Source organism: Caulobacter sp. BE254 (genome assembly GCF_031457295.1).
Lineage (GTDB): Bacteria > Pseudomonadota > Alphaproteobacteria > Caulobacterales > Caulobacteraceae > Caulobacter.
In genome coordinates this window covers 39,050-56,653 of the sequence record NZ_JAVDWJ010000002.1, presented here as the reverse complement: position 1 = coordinate 56,653, position 17,604 = coordinate 39,050, and the positions used below count along the sequence as shown (strand labels likewise).

General features: G+C 68.6%; 9 protein-coding genes. 8 read left to right on the top strand and 1 reads right to left on the bottom strand.

Features of this window, described 5'->3' with window-relative positions; genetic code table 11:
• Positions 1–244 precede the first annotated feature (244 nt).
• Positions 245–5,095, top strand: a complete 4,851-nt coding sequence (locus J2X41_RS04400) for an NAD-glutamate dehydrogenase (protein ID WP_310079923.1) — start codon at positions 245–247, stop codon at positions 5,093–5,095.
• Between the two features lie 162 nt (positions 5,096–5,257).
• Positions 5,258–6,490 carry a DUF418 domain-containing protein gene (locus J2X41_RS04395; protein WP_310079922.1) on the top strand — a complete coding sequence of 411 codons (1,233 nt, stop codon included), beginning with the start codon at positions 5,258–5,260 and terminating at the stop codon, positions 6,488–6,490.
• 33 nt (positions 6,491–6,523) lie between these two features.
• On the opposite strand, the gene J2X41_RS04390 is transcribed toward J2X41_RS04395, so the two are convergent.
• A complete protein-coding gene (locus tag J2X41_RS04390) occupies positions 6,524–7,294 on the bottom strand; it encodes a dienelactone hydrolase family protein (protein ID WP_404979887.1) in 771 nt (256 codons plus the stop codon).
• Between the two features lie 312 nt (positions 7,295–7,606).
• On the opposite strand from J2X41_RS04390, the gene J2X41_RS04385 reads away from it, so the two are divergent.
• From J2X41_RS04385 to sucD, 6 genes are all read left to right on the top strand, one after another.
• Positions 7,607–8,356: an exopolysaccharide biosynthesis polyprenyl glycosylphosphotransferase gene (locus J2X41_RS04385; RefSeq protein ID WP_310080714.1), complete on the top strand. Its 750-nt coding sequence runs from the start codon at positions 7,607–7,609 to the stop codon at positions 8,354–8,356.
• A gap of 177 nt (positions 8,357–8,533) precedes the next feature.
• Positions 8,534–9,868, top strand: a complete 1,335-nt coding sequence (locus J2X41_RS04380; protein ID WP_310079919.1) for an MFS transporter — start codon at positions 8,534–8,536, stop codon at positions 9,866–9,868.
• 170 nt (positions 9,869–10,038) lie between these two features.
• The gene (locus J2X41_RS04375; protein ID WP_310079918.1) at positions 10,039–13,344 is read left to right on the top strand and encodes a glycosyltransferase; all 3,306 of its coding nucleotides are present in this window, start codon (positions 10,039–10,041) and stop codon (positions 13,342–13,344) included.
• 149 nt (positions 13,345–13,493) lie between these two features.
• Positions 13,494–15,125: an alpha/beta hydrolase-fold protein gene (locus J2X41_RS04370; RefSeq protein WP_310079917.1), complete on the top strand. Its 1,632-nt coding sequence runs from the start codon at positions 13,494–13,496 to the stop codon at positions 15,123–15,125.
• A gap of 249 nt (positions 15,126–15,374) precedes the next feature.
• On the top strand, positions 15,375–16,574 hold the full coding sequence (sucC, locus tag J2X41_RS04365) for an ADP-forming succinate--CoA ligase subunit beta (protein ID WP_310079916.1): 1,200 nt from the start codon (positions 15,375–15,377) through the stop codon (positions 16,572–16,574).
• A 5-nt stretch (positions 16,575–16,579) separates the two neighbouring features.
• The gene (sucD, locus tag J2X41_RS04360; protein ID WP_310079915.1) at positions 16,580–17,464 is read left to right on the top strand and encodes a succinate--CoA ligase subunit alpha; all 885 of its coding nucleotides are present in this window, start codon (positions 16,580–16,582) and stop codon (positions 17,462–17,464) included.
• Positions 17,465–17,604: the final 140 nt, after the last annotated feature.

Genomic DNA, 17,604 nt, shown 5'->3' with positions numbered 1-17,604 from the left:
TCCTGTCGGCACCCCCCCCATGCCGACCCCGCACGACGCAGACCGATTTTCTGGAGCGTCCGATGCGGAATCGCCCGCCTCCCCCCGGGCGGGCCCGCGCCGCCGGTTTCCCCCAACCGGCGGCGCTTCCGCGTCTGCGGCCGGTGGATATCCTTCGGTAAGATATTCTGTGCTTTTCCCGAGCTACGGTTGAAACCGGGCCCGAAAAGGCTAGGTTGTCGCCAAAAATTCGCGAGGAAATCCCATGGTCGGTGCAAAACTTGACCCCAAGGCGGCCGCCGCTCAATCCGACGGTTTGATTTCAGCCTTCGGCGCGGCCTTGGGGCAGGGGACTGTGACCGGGCCCCAGGCCCAGTTCGCGGCCCAGGTCCAGGAGGACTGGTCGGCCGAGGAACTGCCGGGCTTCGATCCCACCGATGTCGCCCATGCCCTGGCCGACTTCTGGCGCTTCGGCGAAGGCGCTTCGGAGCCGCTCTCGATCCGCGTCCGTCCGGCTGTCCGCGCCGACGGGACCGACCTGAAGAGCGACTTGCTGGAGATCGTTCAGCCTGACCGTCCGTTCCTGGTCGACAGCATCATGGGCGCCATCGCCGAGCAGGGCTTCTCGGTGCGGGCCATGTTCCACCCGGTGATCGACACCCCGGACCTGGGCGAGGGGGCCGGGCGGCGCTCGATGATCCAGGTCTATCTGGCCCCGGTGGGCGAGGACCGCGAGGCCGCGCTGGTCGGGGCCGTCCGCGAGGCCCTGGCCGACGTCCAGCTGGCGGTCGACGACTTCCACGCGATGAAGGCCTTGATCCGCCGCTCGATCGAAGAGCTGCGCGCCTCACCGGCCCCGATCCCCGAAGGCGAGCGTGAGGAGGGCCTGGCCTTCCTCGACTGGCTGGAGGGCGACCGCTTCGTGTTCCTGGGCGCGCGGGTCTACGACTATCCCCGCACCGCCGAGGGCGGCTACGCGGCCGAGGAGCCGCTGTACCAGCCCGAGGGCAGCCTGGGCGTGCTGCGCGACCAGACCCTGACCGTGCTGCGCCGGGGCAGCGAGCCGGCGATCCTGTCGCCCCAGGTCCGCGACCACTTGCTGCTGGGCGCGCCCCTGGTGGTGGCCAAGTCGAACCTGCGCTCCAAGGTCCATCGTCGCGGCTACATGGACTATGTCGGCGTGCGCCGGTACGGCCCCGACGGCAGGCCGTCGGGCGAGGTTCGCTTCGTGGGCCTGTTCACCGCCGAGGCCTACGAGACGCCCGCCCACGAGGTGCCGGTGATCCGCCGCAAGGTCGAGCACGTGCTCACCGAGGCCGGCAAGGATCCCGAGGGCCACAGCGGCAAGCGCCTGCGCAACATCCTGGAGACCTGGCCGCGCGACGAGCTGTTCCAGATCTCCGAGGACGAGCTGCTGTCGATGGCCATGGGGGTGCTGCACCTCTACGACCGGCCCCGCGTGCGGCTGTTCGCCCGCCGCGACCCGTTCGACCGCTTCATCTCGGTGCTGATGTTCGTGCCGCGCGAGCGCTACGACAGCGGCGTGCGCGAGCGGGCCGGCAAGATCCTGGCCGAGGCTTTCGAGGGTCGGGTCAGCGCCTACTATCCCAGCTTTTCCGACGCGCCCCTAGCCCGCGTGCACTATGTGCTGGGGGTGACGCCGGGCAAGCACGGCGATCCGGACCTGGCGGCGCTGGAAGCCGCCGTCGCCGAGACCGCCCGCACCTGGGACGACCGCTTCGAGGCCGCGGTGCGGGACGGCGGGGCTCCGGGCAGGGTGGCCGAGACCCTGGCCCGCTGGCAGGGCGCCTTCCCGCCCGGCTATCGCGACCAGTACGACGCCGCCGAGGCCCTGGCCGACCTGGCCGTGGTCGACGACCTGGCCGCCGACGAGGCGGTACGGGTCCGCGCCTTCCGCCTGGCCGACGACGACAAGCTGACCTTCCGTTTCAAGCTCTATCGCCCCGGCGCCGCCGCGCCCTTGGCCGACGTCCTGCCGATCCTCGAGCACATGGGCCTGAAGGCGCTGATCGAGGACGGCTTCAAGCTGACGCCGGCCGGCGACACCCACGCTAAGGTCTGGGTCCACGAGTTCACCCTGCGCGATGAGCGCGGCGAGCATCTGTCGTTCGGCGACATCAAGACCGCCTTCGAGGCCGCCTTCGTCGCCATCTGGACGGGCCGGGCCGAGAGCGACGGCTTCAACCGCCTGGTGCTGGAGCTGGGCGTCGGCTGGCGCGAGGCCGCCCTGGTCCGCGCCCTGGCCCGCTATCGCCAGCAGACCGGCCTGGATCCCAGCCAGGGCGTGCAGGAGCAGGCCCTGTCGGACAATCCCGGCGTCACCCGCCTGATCCTCGACCTGTTCCGCATCAAGTTCGACCCGGCCGTGCGCGCCGACCTGGCCGCTCGCGAGGAACAGGCCAAGGCGGTTGAGGCCGACATCGTCGAGGCCCTGCAGGCGGTCGCGAGCCTGGACGCCGACCGCGTCCTGCGCCGCATCGCCGCCCTGATCGGCGCCATCCAGCGGACCAACTTCTTCCAGGTCGGTCCCGATGGCGAGCCCAAGCCCTATATCAGCTACAAGATCGCCTCGCGCGAGCTGGAGGACCTGCCGGCCCCCAAGCCCTATCGCGAGATCTATGTCTCGGCCCCGCATGTCGAGGGCGTGCACCTGCGCTTCGGTCCGGTCGCCCGGGGCGGCTTGCGCTGGAGCGACCGCCGCGACGACTTCCGCACCGAGGTGCTGGGCTTGGTCAAGGCCCAGCAGGTCAAGAACGCGGTGATCGTGCCGGTCGGCTCCAAGGGCGGCTTCTTCCCGAAGAACCTGCCGCGCGGCGGCGACCGCGACGCCGTCCAGGCCGAGGCGATCCGCGCCTACAAGACCTTCCTGTCGGGGCTGCTGGACATCACCGACAACATCGACGCCGACAACCGGATCGTGCCGCCGGACGGGGTGCTCGTCCATGACGGCGAGGACCCCTACCTGGTCGTCGCCGCCGACAAGGGCACGGCCACCTTCTCCGACATCGCCAACGGCGTGGCCGAGGATTACGGCTTCTGGCTGGGCGACGCCTTCGCCTCCGGCGGTTCGGTCGGCTACGACCACAAGGTTATGGGCATCACCGCTCGCGGGGCCTGGGAAGCGGTCAAGCGCCACTTCCGCGAGTTGGGCAAGGACATCCAGACCGAACCCTTCACGGTGGTCGGCGTCGGCGACATGAGCGGCGACGTGTTCGGCAATGGCATGCTGCTGTCCAAGCAGACCAAGTTGCTGGCCGCCTTCGATCATCGCCACATCTTTCTCGACCCCGATCCCGATCCCGCCGCCTCGTGGGCCGAACGCGAGCGGATGTTCAGGCTGCCGCGCTCGTCGTGGGACGACTACGACAAGAGCCTGATCTCCAAGGGCGGCGGCGTCTTCGCGCGCTCGCTGAAGACCATCGCCCTGTCGCCGGAAGCGCGGGCGCTGTTCGAGATCAAGGCCGAGACCGTGACCCCGGCCGACCTGCTGACCGCGATCCTCAAGTCCAAGGCCGAGCTGCTCTATCTCGGCGGCATCGGCACCTATGTGAAGGCCAAGGGCGAGAGCCAGGCCGAGGCCGGCGACAAGGCCAACGACGCCATCCGCGTCAACGGCGCCGATCTGCGGGTCAAGGTGGTGGGCGAGGGCGCCAATCTGGGCCTGACCCAGGCGGGCCGCATCGAGTTCGCGCAGCTGGGCGGGCGCCTGAACACCGACGCCATCGACAACTCGGCCGGCGTCGACAGCTCCGACCACGAGGTCAACATCAAGATCCTGACCGGGATCCTGGAGCGCGGCGGCAAGCTGGACCGCGAAGCCCGCAACCGGCTGCTGCCGACCATGACCGACGACGTGGCCGGCCACGTGCTGGCCGACAATTACGACCAGACCCTGGCCCTGTCCCTGATGGAGAGCGACGCAGTCTCAGAGGTGGAGTCCCACGCCCGGTTCATGGCCGAGCTGGAGGCCAAGGGGCGGCTGGATCGCAAGGTCGAGGGCCTGCCGGAGGCGGGGGCCCTGGCCGAGCGCGCCAAGGCCGGCAAGGGCCTGACCCGGCCGGAAATGGCCGTGCTGCTGGCCTATGGCAAGATCGACCTGTTCGACGACATCGTGGCTTCCCAGGCGCCGGACGATCCCTGGTTCGAGGCGACGCTGAAGGGCTATTTCCCGCCGGCCTTGGGTCCGTACGGCGACGCCATGCAGCAGCACCGCCTGAGGCGCGAGATCATCGCCACGGTTCTCGACAACCAGATGATCAACATGTGCGGCCCGACCTTTCCCAGCCGCTTGCGGGCCGCCGCGGCCTGCGACACCACCGCCCTGGTGATCGCCTTCGCCGCGGCGCGCGAGATCCTCGGGATCGACGTCCTGTGGGACCAGGTCTCGGTCCTGGACGGCAAGGCCTCGGCGAGCGGTCAGCTGGCGCTGTACAAGGCCTTGGCCTACGCCCTGCGCAGCCTGACCTTCTGGCTGGCCCGCCGGGCGTTCAAGGACAAGTCCACGGTCGGCCAGCTGGTCGAAGCCTACGGGCCGTCGGTCAAGGCGCTGTCGGCCCTGGGGACCACGATCCTCTCGCCGTTCGAGCAGAAGGCCTCGGCCAAGCGGGCCAAGGCCTATGTCGCCGATGGTGCGCCCGAGGCCCTGGCCCAGGCCGTGGCGGCCCTGCAGCCGATGACCACGGCCGCCGACCTGGTGGACCTGGGCAACGCCTCCAGTTGGTCTGTCCAGAACGTCGCCCGCCTCTATCACCAGGTGGGCGCGGCCTTCGGCTTCGACCGCCTGCGTTCGGCGGCCGGATCGTTCGTGGGCGGCGACGCCTTCGAGCGTCTGGCTGTCCGCCGGCTGATCGAGGACATGCTCGGCGAGCAGACGGCGATCACCCAGGCGGTGCTGAAGTTCGCCGCCAACGCCCAGGCCGGCGACGACGAGGGCTCGGCCAAGGCGGCGGTCAACTCGTGGGCCGCCCTGCGCGCCGAAACCGTCCGCGCCGCCAAGCGCACGGTCGAGGACATCGAACAGGCCGGCGGCGGCTGGACCTTCGCCAAGCTGACCATCGCCAACGCGGCGCTGCGGGGTCTGGCGACGGCCTCGTAGGCGCGTTCATCTCCCCTCTTTTTGGCCATATGCGATAGCCCTGCCTCGGAAGGATCGCTGGAGCGCTCCGGCGCCGCGACGCGACACCTCTGGGTTGTCTCCAAGGCCGAGGCGGTACAGGATCGCCGACGGTCGGCGTAGGTCGGGCGTTTGGGGGGCTGCATGGTCAAGGATCGTATCGTTCTGCTGGACTCGCTGCGGGGCCTGGCGGTGCTGGGCATCTTGCTGTGCAACATACCGATCTCGGCCGAACCTCACGAGGTGGCCACCAGCCTGACCCTTTGGCCACCGGGCATGGCGCCAGCTTCGGTCGCGGTCTGGTGGGTCACCCAGGTGTTCTTCCAGCAGAAGTTCTATTCGATGTTCGCCATGCTGTTCGGCGCCTCGATCCTGCTGGTGGGCGGCGAGGGCGGCGCCGGCCCTGAAGCGGGGGAGCGCCGCAGGCTCCTGGTCCTGCGCCTGGTCAGCCTGCTGGCGATCGGCCTGTTCCACGGCTTGGTCATCTGGCAGGGCGACGTGCTCAACACCTATGCGATCGTCGGGCTGCTGGCGATGTGGGTCCGCTCGTGGCCGGCCAAGCGCCTGCTGCAGGCGGGCATCGGCCTGCACCTTGGCCTTTCGGCCTGGGGCGCCTGGAAGGTGCTCAAGCACGCGGCCGAGGGCGGCGGCGACCCGCCGCCGGCCGCCATGGCCAAGTTCCTGGCCCAGGTCCATGCCGACAGCGCCCAGTACGCCGGGAGTTTCGCCCAGTCCTTCGTCCAGAACGCCAGGGACTATTGGGACTACGTGTCCGGATCCTTTATCCAGTGGCCCCCGACCTGGCCCTTGCTGGTGCTGTCGCTGATGCTGATCGGCATGGGGCTCTACAAGCTGGGGGTCCTGACCGGCAAGGCTTCGAGCGGCCTCTATCGCGGCCTGATCGGCGCGGGCCTGGGCGCCCTGGTGATCGTCGGCATGGCCGAGACGCTCTACATGGTGCTGCCGACCCATCCCTGGGCGCCGCGAGCCATGGCCCGCTGGCTGCAGAGCGCCACGGCGCCCGTGGTCAGTCTGGGCTATGTGGGCCTGATGGTGCTGGCGACCCGGGCCAAGGTCTGGAAGGCGATCCCGGCCGTGCTGGCGCCGGTGGGCCAGATGGCCTTCACCAATTACCTGAGCCAGTCGATCCTGATGACGATCCTGCTGTACGGCGGTCGTGGTCCGGGGCTGTACGGCAAGGTCGACCGGCCATTCCTGGCGGGCGCGGTGGCGGTGATCTGGTTGCTGCAGATCCTGTGGTCGCGCTGGTGGATGGCGCGCTTCACCATGGGGCCGCTCGAATGGCTGTGGCGACTGGCCTATCGCGGTTCCATGCCTCTACGCCGCGAGCGCCCGACCGCGCCGGTTCCCGCCTGATCAGGCCTTTCGGTCAGATCGCGTTCGGGGCGCTCAGCCAGCGCTCGTCACGACCAGGGCCTGGGCGAAATAGTCCTGCGTCCGGGCGAACAAGTCGGGGCGGTACCTGGCGCGCGGGTCGTTGGCGCGATCGTCGTCAAAGGCGTGGGTGGCGTCCGGATAGAAGAGCGTGTCCACCGTCACGCCGTCGCGCCTCAGCCGTTCGAGCGCCAGTTGCGGATATTTCCAGCCGACGACCTGGTCCTTGCCGCCAATCACCGAGAACACCTTGGGACCCGTGGCGTCGTCGAGCGCCCCGGTCCACCCGAGGCTGGAGGTCAGGGACGGATAGGCCGCATACGGATAGACCAGCAGCGCGCCCTTGACCCGCGTTCGCAGCTTCAGGGGATCGGCGTCGATGATCCCCGTGGCGCGGGCCGCGTTCGCGCCGACCGCATAGCCGTCCATGATCGACCAGCCGCCATGGCTCCAGCCGGCGAGGAACACGCGCTCGGCGTCGGCCCAGGGCTGGTCCTCCAGCCAGGCCAGCATCGCGAAGATGTCGGCAGAACGCTTGAGGCCATGCAGCACCGTCCCCGTGCAGACCGTCAGCTTGGCGCGCAGGGGCGAGATGCCGCGGGGCGCGAAGCTGTCGACCACTACGGCCGCCCAGCCGGCCTCGACGGCGACCCGGGCGTAGGTCTCCAGGAACGGCGTCTTGCCGCCGCAGCCGTGCAGGATCAACGCGACCGGAAACGGCCCTGATCCGGACGGCTTGAAGACCCTCGAGGCGTCGGCGACCTTGCCGCCCCATTCCGCGGCCATCAGAGCGGCGCCGGCCATCCGTTTCTCCCGTTGGTCGCGAGCGACATGAAATTTTCAATACGGGGCTGCATGGCCCAATTCGAGACACTAGTTTGGTGTCACAAGAATCTGACCCATGTCGGGAAGCGCCGAAAGAGTGTCAAAACGATCTAGCGTTGTGGCGAAAAAATATGCCGTCGCTGTCGCTTGAACAACCAGATCGCAAAAAAGAGCTTTCGCGTGTTCCCTTATGGCTTCTGGATTGTTAATGGGGATCTCAGTGTGGACCAAGAAACAATCTCAGCAAAGGTCTCGAACAAGCGGCCGTTCGAAATGGTTGAGCTTGGAAACTTGACTGGCGCGACCCTTGCTAGGGACGACTCCGAGGGCGCTATTCCATCGGCCCGGCACGAAGGACGGATGAGGTCTGATATGGAACAGGGGTACGCCATTACTAGTTTGGAGCGGCCGAGCATGCCTCGCAGCGGCCCGGCTTACAGCCTTCAAAAGCGTTTCCTCGACCTCGCCGGTTCGCTCGGCCTGCTGATCTTCCTGGCGCCGACGCTGTTGCTGATCGCCTTGGCGATCAAGCTCGACAGCCGCGGACCGGTCCTGTTCGTGCAAAGACGGACCGGCCTGAACGGCGTGCCGTTCCGCGTCTACAAGTTCCGCTCGATGACGGTCGCCGATGACGGCGACGTCGTGAAGCAGGCCACCCGCAACGACAGCCGGGTCACGCGCGTGGGGCGGTTCCTTCGCCGTTCCAGCCTGGACGAGCTGCCGCAACTGCTGAATGTGCTGAAAGGCGACATGTCGCTGGTCGGGCCGCGCCCCCACGCCCTGGCCCACGACGAATATTACGGCTCCAACATCGCCGACTATCACAAGCGCTTCCGCGCCCGCCCGGGGATCACGGGCCTGTCGCAGGTCAAGGGCTTCCGCGGGGAAACCGAGACCGTCGCCGACATGGAACAACGCATCCGGTTCGACAACCTCTACATCGAGAGCTGGTCGATCCTGAAGGACATCTGGATCCTGGTCTCGACGGCCGTCATCGTGCCGCTGCAGCGCACGGCCTACTGAATCCCGCTTCGTTCGAAGGAAGCCGCCCCGGAGCCCGGCTCCGGGGCGGTTTTCGTTTGCGCGCCTTGCGGTCTGTCGAGCTCAAATCGACGCAAGCGCGCATAAAGGTCGGCGACGGCTTGCCGTTGAACGCCGTCGCGGGTTCCCTGTCCTCCTCACGATTCGCGGCGGAACCCCATGAGCGACGCAAGCAGGCAGATCCAGACCCCCGGCGCGCGCTACCGCTACGTCGTGTTGGCCATGCTGATCCTGGTCTACACGCTCAACTTCCTGGACCGGCAGATCCTCGGCATCCTGGCCAAGCCGATCAAGGAGGAGTTCGGCCTGACCGACGGCCAGTTCGGGCTGATGAGCGGCCTGGCCTTCGCCCTGCTCTACACGACCCTGGCCATCCCGATCGCCTGGTTGGCCGACCGCTTCAGCCGGGTATGGATCATGACCGCCGCCCTGACCCTGTGGAGCGGCTTCACCGCCCTGTGCGGCTTCGCGGGCGGGTTCTCGGCCCTGTTCCTGGCGCGGATGGGCGTGGGCATCGGCGAGGCGGGCGGAGTCGCACCGGCCTATTCGATGCTGGCCGACTATTTCCCCAAGTCCCAGCGGGCCCGCGCCCTGGCGGCCTACGCCTTCGGCATTCCGCTGGGCACGGCGGCCGGAGCGCTGGTCGGCGGCCTGCTGGCCGTGCATTTCGGCTGGCGGACGGCGTTCATCGCGGTGGGCGCGATCGGCCTGCTGCTGGCCCCGGTGTTCCGCCTAGTGGTCCGCGACCCGCGCCGAGGCGGGGCCGACATGGCGGCGGGCGACACCACGACCGTCCAGGCCCCGGCCGCGCCGCTGAGCCAGGTCATCCGGGTGCTGGCGGCCAAGCCCAGCTTCTGGCTGCTGTCGTTCGGGGCCGCCTCGTCCTCGGTCTGCGGCTATGGCGTGGCGTTGTGGCTGCCGTCGTTCTTCATGCGCAGCCTGGGCCTGACCCTGCGCGAGACCGCCTGGTACTATTCCGGCATCGCCTTCTTCGGCGGCGTGCTGGGCATCTGGCTGGGCGGGGCGGTGGCCGACCGGCTGGGCGCGAAGTCCAAGGCCGGCTACCCGCTGACCCCGGCCGTGGCGTTCCTGATCTCGGTGCCCTGCTTCCTGCTGGCCATGAACAGCGGGTCGCTGGTCGCCGGGCTGGGCGGGCAGATGGGCGGAAGCGCGGCCCTGGCCCTGGCCTTCGGCATCTTCCTGATCCCCACGGGGCTGAACCTGGCCTGGCTGGGGCCGATCACCGCCGCCGTCCAGCACCTGGCGCCGGCGCCGATGCGCACCACGGCCTCGGCCCTGTTCCTGCTGATCAACAACCTGCTGGGAATCGCGGTCGGCACCTATTATTTCGGCCTGGTCTCGGACCTGCTGAAGCCGGCGTTCGGCCAGGAATCCCTGCGTTGGTCGATCTATACCGGCATGGGCTTCTACCTCGTCGCGGCCCTGCTGTTCTTCCTGGCCTCGCGTCGCCTGGCCCGCGACTGGGTGGATTAGACCGGACCGCCGGATGGGGCGCCGGATGGGGCGATTGACCGCACCTGAAGAAGCGCCACTGTTCCGACACGTTCAGGTTACAAGAGCCGGCTGACGAACGCGGGACTGCGATCATGGGCGGCGACGACCGGCATATCTTCCACGACCCCACCGGACGGCGGGACCGGAGGATGCGACTGATCCTCGGGATCACCCTGTCGGCCCTGGCCGCGATCGTGGCGGCCTTCCTGGCCACCCTGGCCTTCGCGCCACGCCTGCCGACGGTGACGCTGAAGGACCCGCACGTCCTGTCGTCGCTGCACAAGGAGACGGCGCACCGGCTGAAGCCGAACCTCGACTGGCGCAAGGTGCCGAGGCCGACCGCCGGTCGCGGCGGCGCGGCCCAGTCGCGGCCGATCAGCGTCGGTTTCTATGTCAGCTGGGACGAGGATTCCCGCGAGTCCCTGCGCCGCAACATCGACAAGCTGGACGTGGTCTCGCCGCAGTGGGTGGCCTTGCGGGGCCCCGACGGCGACATCGCCATCGACGACGACCCGCAGGGCGTGGCCCGGATCGCCGCCGCGCCCAACCATCCGGCCGTGCTGCCCCTGGTCCACAACTCGGCCAACGCCGCCTTCAACGGGCCGCTGGCCGACGCCCTGCTGGCCAATCCACAGGCTCGGGCCAAGCTGATCGCCGGCCTGGCCGACCTGGCGATCAAGCGCGGCTATGGCGGCTATGTCTTCGACCTGGAGAACCTGTCGCCCGCGGGCCTAGCCAACTATCCCAAGCTGCTGGCGGAGGCGCGCGTGGCCTTCAAGCCGCAGGGCCGCGAGGTCTGGGTCACAGCGCCGTTCGACGGCCAGGGCTGGCCGCTGAAGGCGCTACAGGACGCGTCCGACACCCTGGTGCTGATGGCCTACGACCAGCACTACGGCGGCGGCGATCCCGGGCCCAACGCCGGCCAGGACTGGTACGAGGGCGAACTGGCCAAGCGCTTCGCCAAGCTGGATCCGGCCCGCACGGTCATGGCCCTGGGCGCCTATGGCTACGACTGGACCCTGAATAAGGCGGGCAAGGCCGTGGCGGGCTCGCCGGCCACCTTCCACGAGGCGATCCGCAACGCCCAGGACGCCGGCGCGACCATCGACATGGACGACGACGCCCTGAACCCGACCTACGACTATGTCGACGACAGCGGCGACAGCCACGAGGTCTGGTTTCTGGACGCGACGACCCTGTTCAACCAGGTCAAGGTCACCGACGCCTGGAAGCCGCGCGGCTACGGCCTGTGGCGGATGGGCATGGAGGACCCGGGCGTCTGGAGCGTGCTGGGCAAGCCCTACGGCCAGGCCTCGGCCGCCGGCCTGACCCGCATCCCGGCCGGCACGAGCGTCGATTTCGACGGCGGCGGCGAGGTGCTGCGCGTCGCCAACCTGCCCACCCCCGGCAAGCGGAGCGTTGCGTTCGATCCGGACACCGGCCTGATCTCGGACCAGACCTACGACGTCCTGCCCAGCTCTTACGTGATCGAGCGCTACGGCCAGAAGCCGGGCCTGGTGGCCCTGACCTTCGATGACGGCCCCGATGCGCGCTGGACGCCGAAGATCCTCGATATCCTGAAGGCGAAGAAGGCCCCCGCCACCTTCTTCGTGATCGGCGAGAACATGCAGACCCGGCCCGACCTGGTGAAGCGAGAGGTCGCCGAGGGCCACGACGTGGGCAGCCACACCTGGACCCATCCCAACATCGGCGAAACCCCGATCGCCCAGACCGACGTCGAGCTGAACGCCACCCAGCGCCTGTTCGAGGTCATCACCGGCCGCTCGATGCGGCTGTTCCGGCCGCCGTTCTTCGGCGACGCCGAGCCGTCGACCCCGCACGAGGTGGCCCCGCTGGTGATCGCCCAGGAGCTGGGCTACCTGATCGTCGGCCTGCGGATCGACCCCGACGACTGGCAGAAGCCGACGCCGCAGACGATCATCGACCGCACGCTGGAGCGTCTGGACCATCCCGGCGACCGGCCGGGGCAGGTGGTGCTGCTGCACGACGCCGGCGGCGACCGCTCGCGCACCGTCGCCGCCTTGCCGGGCCTGATCGACGCCATCCGCGCGCGCGGCTATCGCCTGGTCACCATCGGCGAGCTGGCTGGCATGACCCCCGACCAGGCGATGCCGGTCAGCGACCGCGATCCCGTCGCCCTGGCCCTTGACCGGGTCGGCTTCGGCCTGTTCCGCGCCCTCAAGTTCCTGCTGACGACGCTGTTTATCACCGCCATCGCCCTGGGCCTGGCGCGGCTGGTGTTCCTGGCCGGCCTGGCCCTGGTCCACCGCTGGACGCACCAGAGTCCCGAGAACCTGGATCCCGAGACCGGACCGCTGGTCAGCGTGCTGATCCCCTGCTTCAACGAGGAGAAGGTGATCGCCGCCTCGGTGTCGCGGATCCTGGAATCGGAGTGGAAGAACATCGAGGTCCTGGTCCTGGACGACGGCTCCAAGGACGGCACGGCCGAGGCGGTGCGCCGCGCCCATGGCGATGACCCGCGCGTGACCCTGCTGAGCTTCGAGAACGGCGGCAAGGCGCGGGCGGTCAACCGCGGCCTGGCCGTGGCCAAGGGCGAATATGTCGTGGCGTTGGACGCCGACACCCTGTTCCCGCCCAAGACCATCGGCCGGCTGGTGCGCTGGTTCCAGGACCCGACGATCGGGGCGGTGGCCGGCAACGCCATCGTCGGCAACCGCCTGAACATCGTCACCCGCTGGCAGGCCCTGGAATATGTCACCGCCCAGAACCTGGAGCGCCGGGCCCTGGCGGCCCTGGGGGCGGTGACCGTGGTGCCGGGCGCGGTCGGCGCCTGGCGCAAGAGCGTGCTGGACGAGCTGGGCGGCTATCCGTCCGACACCCTGGCCGAGGACCAGGACCTGACCATCGCCTGCCAGCGCGCCGGCTGGAAGGTGGCCTTCGACCCCGCCGCCCAGGCCTTCACCGAGGCCCCGGACACGGTCAGCGGCCTGCTCAAGCAGCGCTTCCGGTGGTCGTTCGGCACCTTGCAATGCGTCTGGAAGCACCGCGCGGCCCTTTTCAATCCCAAGGCCCCGGCGCTTGGCTTTGTGGCCCTGCCGCAGATCTGGCTGTTCCAGATCCTGCTGGCCGTCGCCGCGCCGCTGGTCGACCTGGCGGTGGTCTGGAGCCTGGTCTCGGGCCTCTACGGCGCCGTCGCCCATCCTGTGGAGTGGTCGCCCGACGACACGATCCGCGGCCTGCTCTACTGGGCGGCGTTCATCCTGGTCGACCTGTCGGCCGGCGCCCTGGGGATGGCCCTGGAGAAGCGCGCGCCCTGGGCCGACCTGCCGTATCTGCCCGTGCAGCGCTTCGGCTACCGGCAACTGATGTACTACGTGGTCGTCAAGTCGGTGCTGACCGCGGCGCGCGGCGGACGGGTGGGCTGGGGCAAGCTGGAGCGGCGCGCCACGGCCACGGTGAAGGGCGGCGGATAGGGCCTGGTTTTGGATCCGCTCTTCCCGGCCTTCGCCGGAGGAGCGGAGTCGGGAGCGGCTTGCGATGTGAAGGAGCGCCAGCCCCCAAAGGCTTGCCACCGCTCCGCCCCCATGCCCTAGCTTGCCTCGAACCCTTCGATGGAGCGGACATGCGCGCGGCGATCACGACGGCCTTAGTGCTGGCGGCGAGTGGAACCCTGGCCCAGGCCGCGGACACCCATCCGATCCTGCAGGTCCAGCTCGGACCCCAGATCAAGACCCCGGTCTCCGGCCGCCTGCTGGTGTTCGCCCAGCCCCTCGCCGTGGCCAGGGCCGCCGCCAAGGATGGCGCGATCAAGAGCGTCGAGCCCGACGCCTTCGGCGCCGACAAGGGCCAGGTCTCGGCCCGCGAGGTCGGAACGACGCAGCCTGGCGCGACCCTCGACATCGACCTGGACGGCATCGCCGCGCCCCAGGCCTTTTCGCAATTGCCGCCGGGCGACTATGTCGTCCAGGCCGTGCTCGATCAGAACCACAGCTACAATTACAGCGGCCGGGGCGAGGGTGACGTGGTCAGCCCGGTGGTCACCCTGAAGCTGCCGCTGGCGGCCGGGACCAAGCTGGTCCTGGAGACCGTCGAGCCGGCCTTCGATCCGTTCAACCCGCCGGCCGACGCGCCCAAGGACGGGGTGGCGCGCCTGGCCGCGGCCAAGCCGCACCTGTCGCCGATCGCCTTCACCAGCCCGGTTCTCGGCGCCTTCTGGGGACGGCCGACCGTCATGAGGGGCTGGGTCCTGACCCCGCCAGGCTACGACGTCGGCAAGGCCCGCTACCCCACGGCCTACTACACCCACGGCTTTGGCGGATCCTCCGACTACCTGGTCGCCCAGGCCTCGCGGATGTACGACGCCATGGCCAAGGGCGCGGCCCCGGCGATGATCTGGGTCTATCTGGACGAAAGCAGCGCCACCGGCACGCACGAATTCGCCGACGGGGTCAACAACGGGCCCTGGGGCAAGGCCCTGACCGAAGAGTTGATCCCGGACCTGGAAAAGCACTGGCGCATGGACGCCAAGGCCAACGGCCGGTTCCTGAACGGCCACTCCTCGGGCGGTTGGGCCACGCTTTGGCTGCAGACGCGCTACCCGAAGGTGTTCGGCGGCGCCTGGTCGACCTCGCCCGACCCGAGCGACTTCCACGACTTCAGCGGCGTCGACCTCTATGCGCCTGGGGCCAACATCTATTTCAAGCCCGACGGCTCGACCTGGCCGATCGCCCGTGACCACGCCAAGGTCCTGGCCTCGTCGCGCGACGCCACCCTGATGGAGGAGGCGCTGGGTGAGTATGGCGGCCAGATGCGCTCGTTCGACTGGGTGTTCTCGCCGCGCGGTCCCGACGGCCGGCCGTCGCCATTGTTCGACCGCACGACCGGCGCGGTCGATCCCGCCGTGGCCGCCTACTGGCGCCAGCACTACGACATCGCCGAGCGGTTGAAGACGAACTGGCCGGCCCTGAAGCCGGACCTGGACGGCAAGGTCCATCTGATCGTCGGCACGGCCGACACCTTCTATCTGGACGGCGCGGCCCATCGGCTGGAGGCGGTGATGAAGGGGCTGGGGGCCAAGACCGACTTCCGCTACCTGCCGGAAAAGACCCATTTCGACCTCTATGTGGTCGATGGCGATCGTATGGCCCTGCTGCGTCAGATCGCGTGGGAGATGTACGCCGTGGCGCGCCCAGGCTCCAAGCCGCCCGCCGCGGCTCCGCCCGCCGCCCCGGCGCCCGCGAAGTCGGGCGGCTGATCGCGAGGGCGATCCAGGCGCGAGGTAGCGGTAACATAGTCAAACCGACCAAGGCCGCCGCAAACCGCGAAGCTTACGCTCCGGCAAGGCGGCGGTATGTGAAAAGTCCAACCCGTTCCGGGTCTGCGCGAGAGCAGCCCACTTTTTCACGTGAGCCGAACAATCGGTCCAAGCGCGGTTGCGCCTGCGAAATCACGCTCCTATAACCCGGCCACAATTTTCAGAAGCCGTCGTCGAGACCGGTCCCTCATGAACATCCACGAACACCAAGCCAAAGCCGTCCTCGCAGAGTTCGGCGCCCCCGTTCCGCGCGGCTATCCCGCCTTCACCGTCGAGGAGGCCGTCGCCGCCGCTGAAAAGCTGGGCGGACCGGTGTTCGTCGTGAAGTCCCAGATCCACGCCGGCGGCCGCGGCAAGGGCAAGTTCGAGGGCTTGGGCCCCGACGCCAAGGGCGGCGTCCGCGTCGTCAAGTCGGTGGAAGACGTCAAGACCAACGCCGCTGAGATGCTCGGCCGCGTGCTGGTGACCCACCAGACCGGCCCCAAGGGCAAGCAGGTCAACCGCCTTTACATCGAGGAAGGCGCGGCGATCGCCAAGGAATTCTACCTGTCCCTGCTGGTCGACCGCGAGACCTCGATGGTCTCGGTCGTCGCCTCGACCGAAGGCGGCATGGACATCGAGGACGTGGCCCACGCCACCCCCGAGAAGATCCATAGCTTCTCGATCGACCCGGCGACCGGCGTGTGGCCCACCCACGCCCGCGCCCTGGCCAAGGCCCTGGGCCTGACCGGCGGCCTGGCCAAGGAAGCCGCGACCCTGCTGGGTCAGCTCTATACGGCGTTCCTGGCCAAGGACATGGCCATGCTGGAGATCAACCCGCTGATCGTCACCGAGGACGAGCACCTGCGGGTCCTGGACGCCAAGCTGTCGTTCGACGGCAACTCGCTGTTCCGCCACCCGGACATCCGCGCGCTGCGCGACGAGAGCGAAGAAGATCCCAAGGAAATCGAAGCCTCCAAGTACGACCTGGCCTATATCGCCCTGGACGGCGAGATCGGCTGCATGGTCAACGGCGCCGGCCTAGCCATGGCCACCATGGACATCATCAAGCTGTACGGCGCCGAGCCGGCCAACTTCCTCGACGTCGGCGGCGGCGCCAGCAAGGAGAAGGTCACCGCGGCTTTCAAGATCATCACCGCCGACCCGGCCGTCAAAGGCATCCTGGTCAACATCTTCGGCGGCATCATGCGCTGCGACATCATCGCGGAAGGCGTGATCGCCGCCGTCAAGGAAGTCGGCCTGCAGGTTCCGCTCGTCGTCCGCCTGGAAGGCACCAACGTCGAACTCGGCAAGAAAATCATTTCGGAAAGCGGCCTGAACGTCATCGCCGCCAACGACCTGTCGGACGGGGCCGAGAAGATCGTCGCCGCTGTCAAAGGGGCTGCGTAACTCTCATGTCCATCCTCATCGGTTCTGAAACCAAGGTCATCACCCAGGGCTTCACCGGCGCCCAGGGCACGTTTCACTCGGAACAGGCGATCGCCTACGGCACCAAGATGGTCGGCGGCGTAACCCCCGGCAAAGGCGGCCAGACCCACATCGGCCTGCCGGTGTTCGACACGGTCGGCGAAGCCAAGGAAGCCACCGGCGCCGACGCCTCGGTGATCTATGTCCCGCCGCCCTTCGCGGCCGACTCGATCCTGGAAGCCATCGACGCGGAAATCCCGCTGATCGTCTGCATCACCGAAGGCATCCCGGTGCTGGACATGGTGCGCGTGAAGAAGGCCCTGCAGGGGTCGAAGTCGCGCCTGATCGGCCCGAACTGCCCCGGCGTCCTGACGCCGAACCAGTGCAAGATCGGCATCATGCCGGGTTCGATCTTCTCGAACGGCTCGGTCGGCGTCGTCTCGCGCTCGGGCACCCTGACCTATGAAGCGGTGTTCCAGACCACCAACGCGGGCCTGGGCCAGACCACGGCCGTTGGCATCGGCGGCGACCCGGTCAAGGGCACCGAGTTCATCGACATTCTCGAGCTGTTCCTGGCCGACGAAGCCACCAAGTCGATCGTGATGATCGGCGAGATCGGCGGCTCGGCCGAGGAAGAAGCCGCCCAGTTCCTGGCCGACGAGGCCAAGCGCGGCCGCAAGAAGCCCATGGTCGGCTTCATCGCCGGCCGCACGGCCCCTCCCGGCCGTCACATGGGCCACGCCGGCGCGATCATCTCGGGCGGCAAGGGCGGCGCGGAAGACAAGATCGCGGCGATGGAGGCCGCGGGCATCCGCGTCTCGCCGTCGCCGGCCAAGCTGGGCGAGACCCTCCTCGAGGTGCTCAAAGGCTAATCACGACACCGAAACCCCGCCCCGCGCGGGGCCCAGGTTTTTTGCGACCGCCAGTCGACGATCCGAAAAAATCACCTGGGCCCCGTTCGTTCTACGGGCGTCCGGTGATTGAGAGACTATATTTACGCAACGCAGGTAGC

Excerpts from the sequence above, each read along its gene's own strand:
- J2X41_RS04400 (WP_310079923.1), top strand. The coding sequence starts at position 245 with ATGGTCGGTGCAAAACTTGACCCCAAGGCGGCCGCCGCTCAATCCGAC.
- J2X41_RS04395 (WP_310079922.1), top strand. The coding sequence starts at position 5,258 with ATGGTCAAGGATCGTATCGTTCTGCTGGACTCGCTGCGGGGCCTGGCG.
- J2X41_RS04390 (WP_404979887.1), bottom strand. The coding sequence starts at position 7,294 with ATGGCCGCGGAATGGGGCGGCAAGGTCGCCGACGCCTCGAGGGTCTTC.
- J2X41_RS04385 (WP_310080714.1), top strand. The coding sequence starts at position 7,607 with ATGGTTGAGCTTGGAAACTTGACTGGCGCGACCCTTGCTAGGGACGAC.
- J2X41_RS04380 (WP_310079919.1), top strand. The coding sequence starts at position 8,534 with ATGAGCGACGCAAGCAGGCAGATCCAGACCCCCGGCGCGCGCTACCGC.
- J2X41_RS04375 (WP_310079918.1), top strand. The coding sequence starts at position 10,039 with ATGCGACTGATCCTCGGGATCACCCTGTCGGCCCTGGCCGCGATCGTG.
- J2X41_RS04370 (WP_310079917.1), top strand. The coding sequence starts at position 13,494 with ATGCGCGCGGCGATCACGACGGCCTTAGTGCTGGCGGCGAGTGGAACC.
- sucC (WP_310079916.1), top strand. The coding sequence starts at position 15,375 with ATGAACATCCACGAACACCAAGCCAAAGCCGTCCTCGCAGAGTTCGGC.
- sucD (WP_310079915.1), top strand. The coding sequence starts at position 16,580 with ATGTCCATCCTCATCGGTTCTGAAACCAAGGTCATCACCCAGGGCTTC.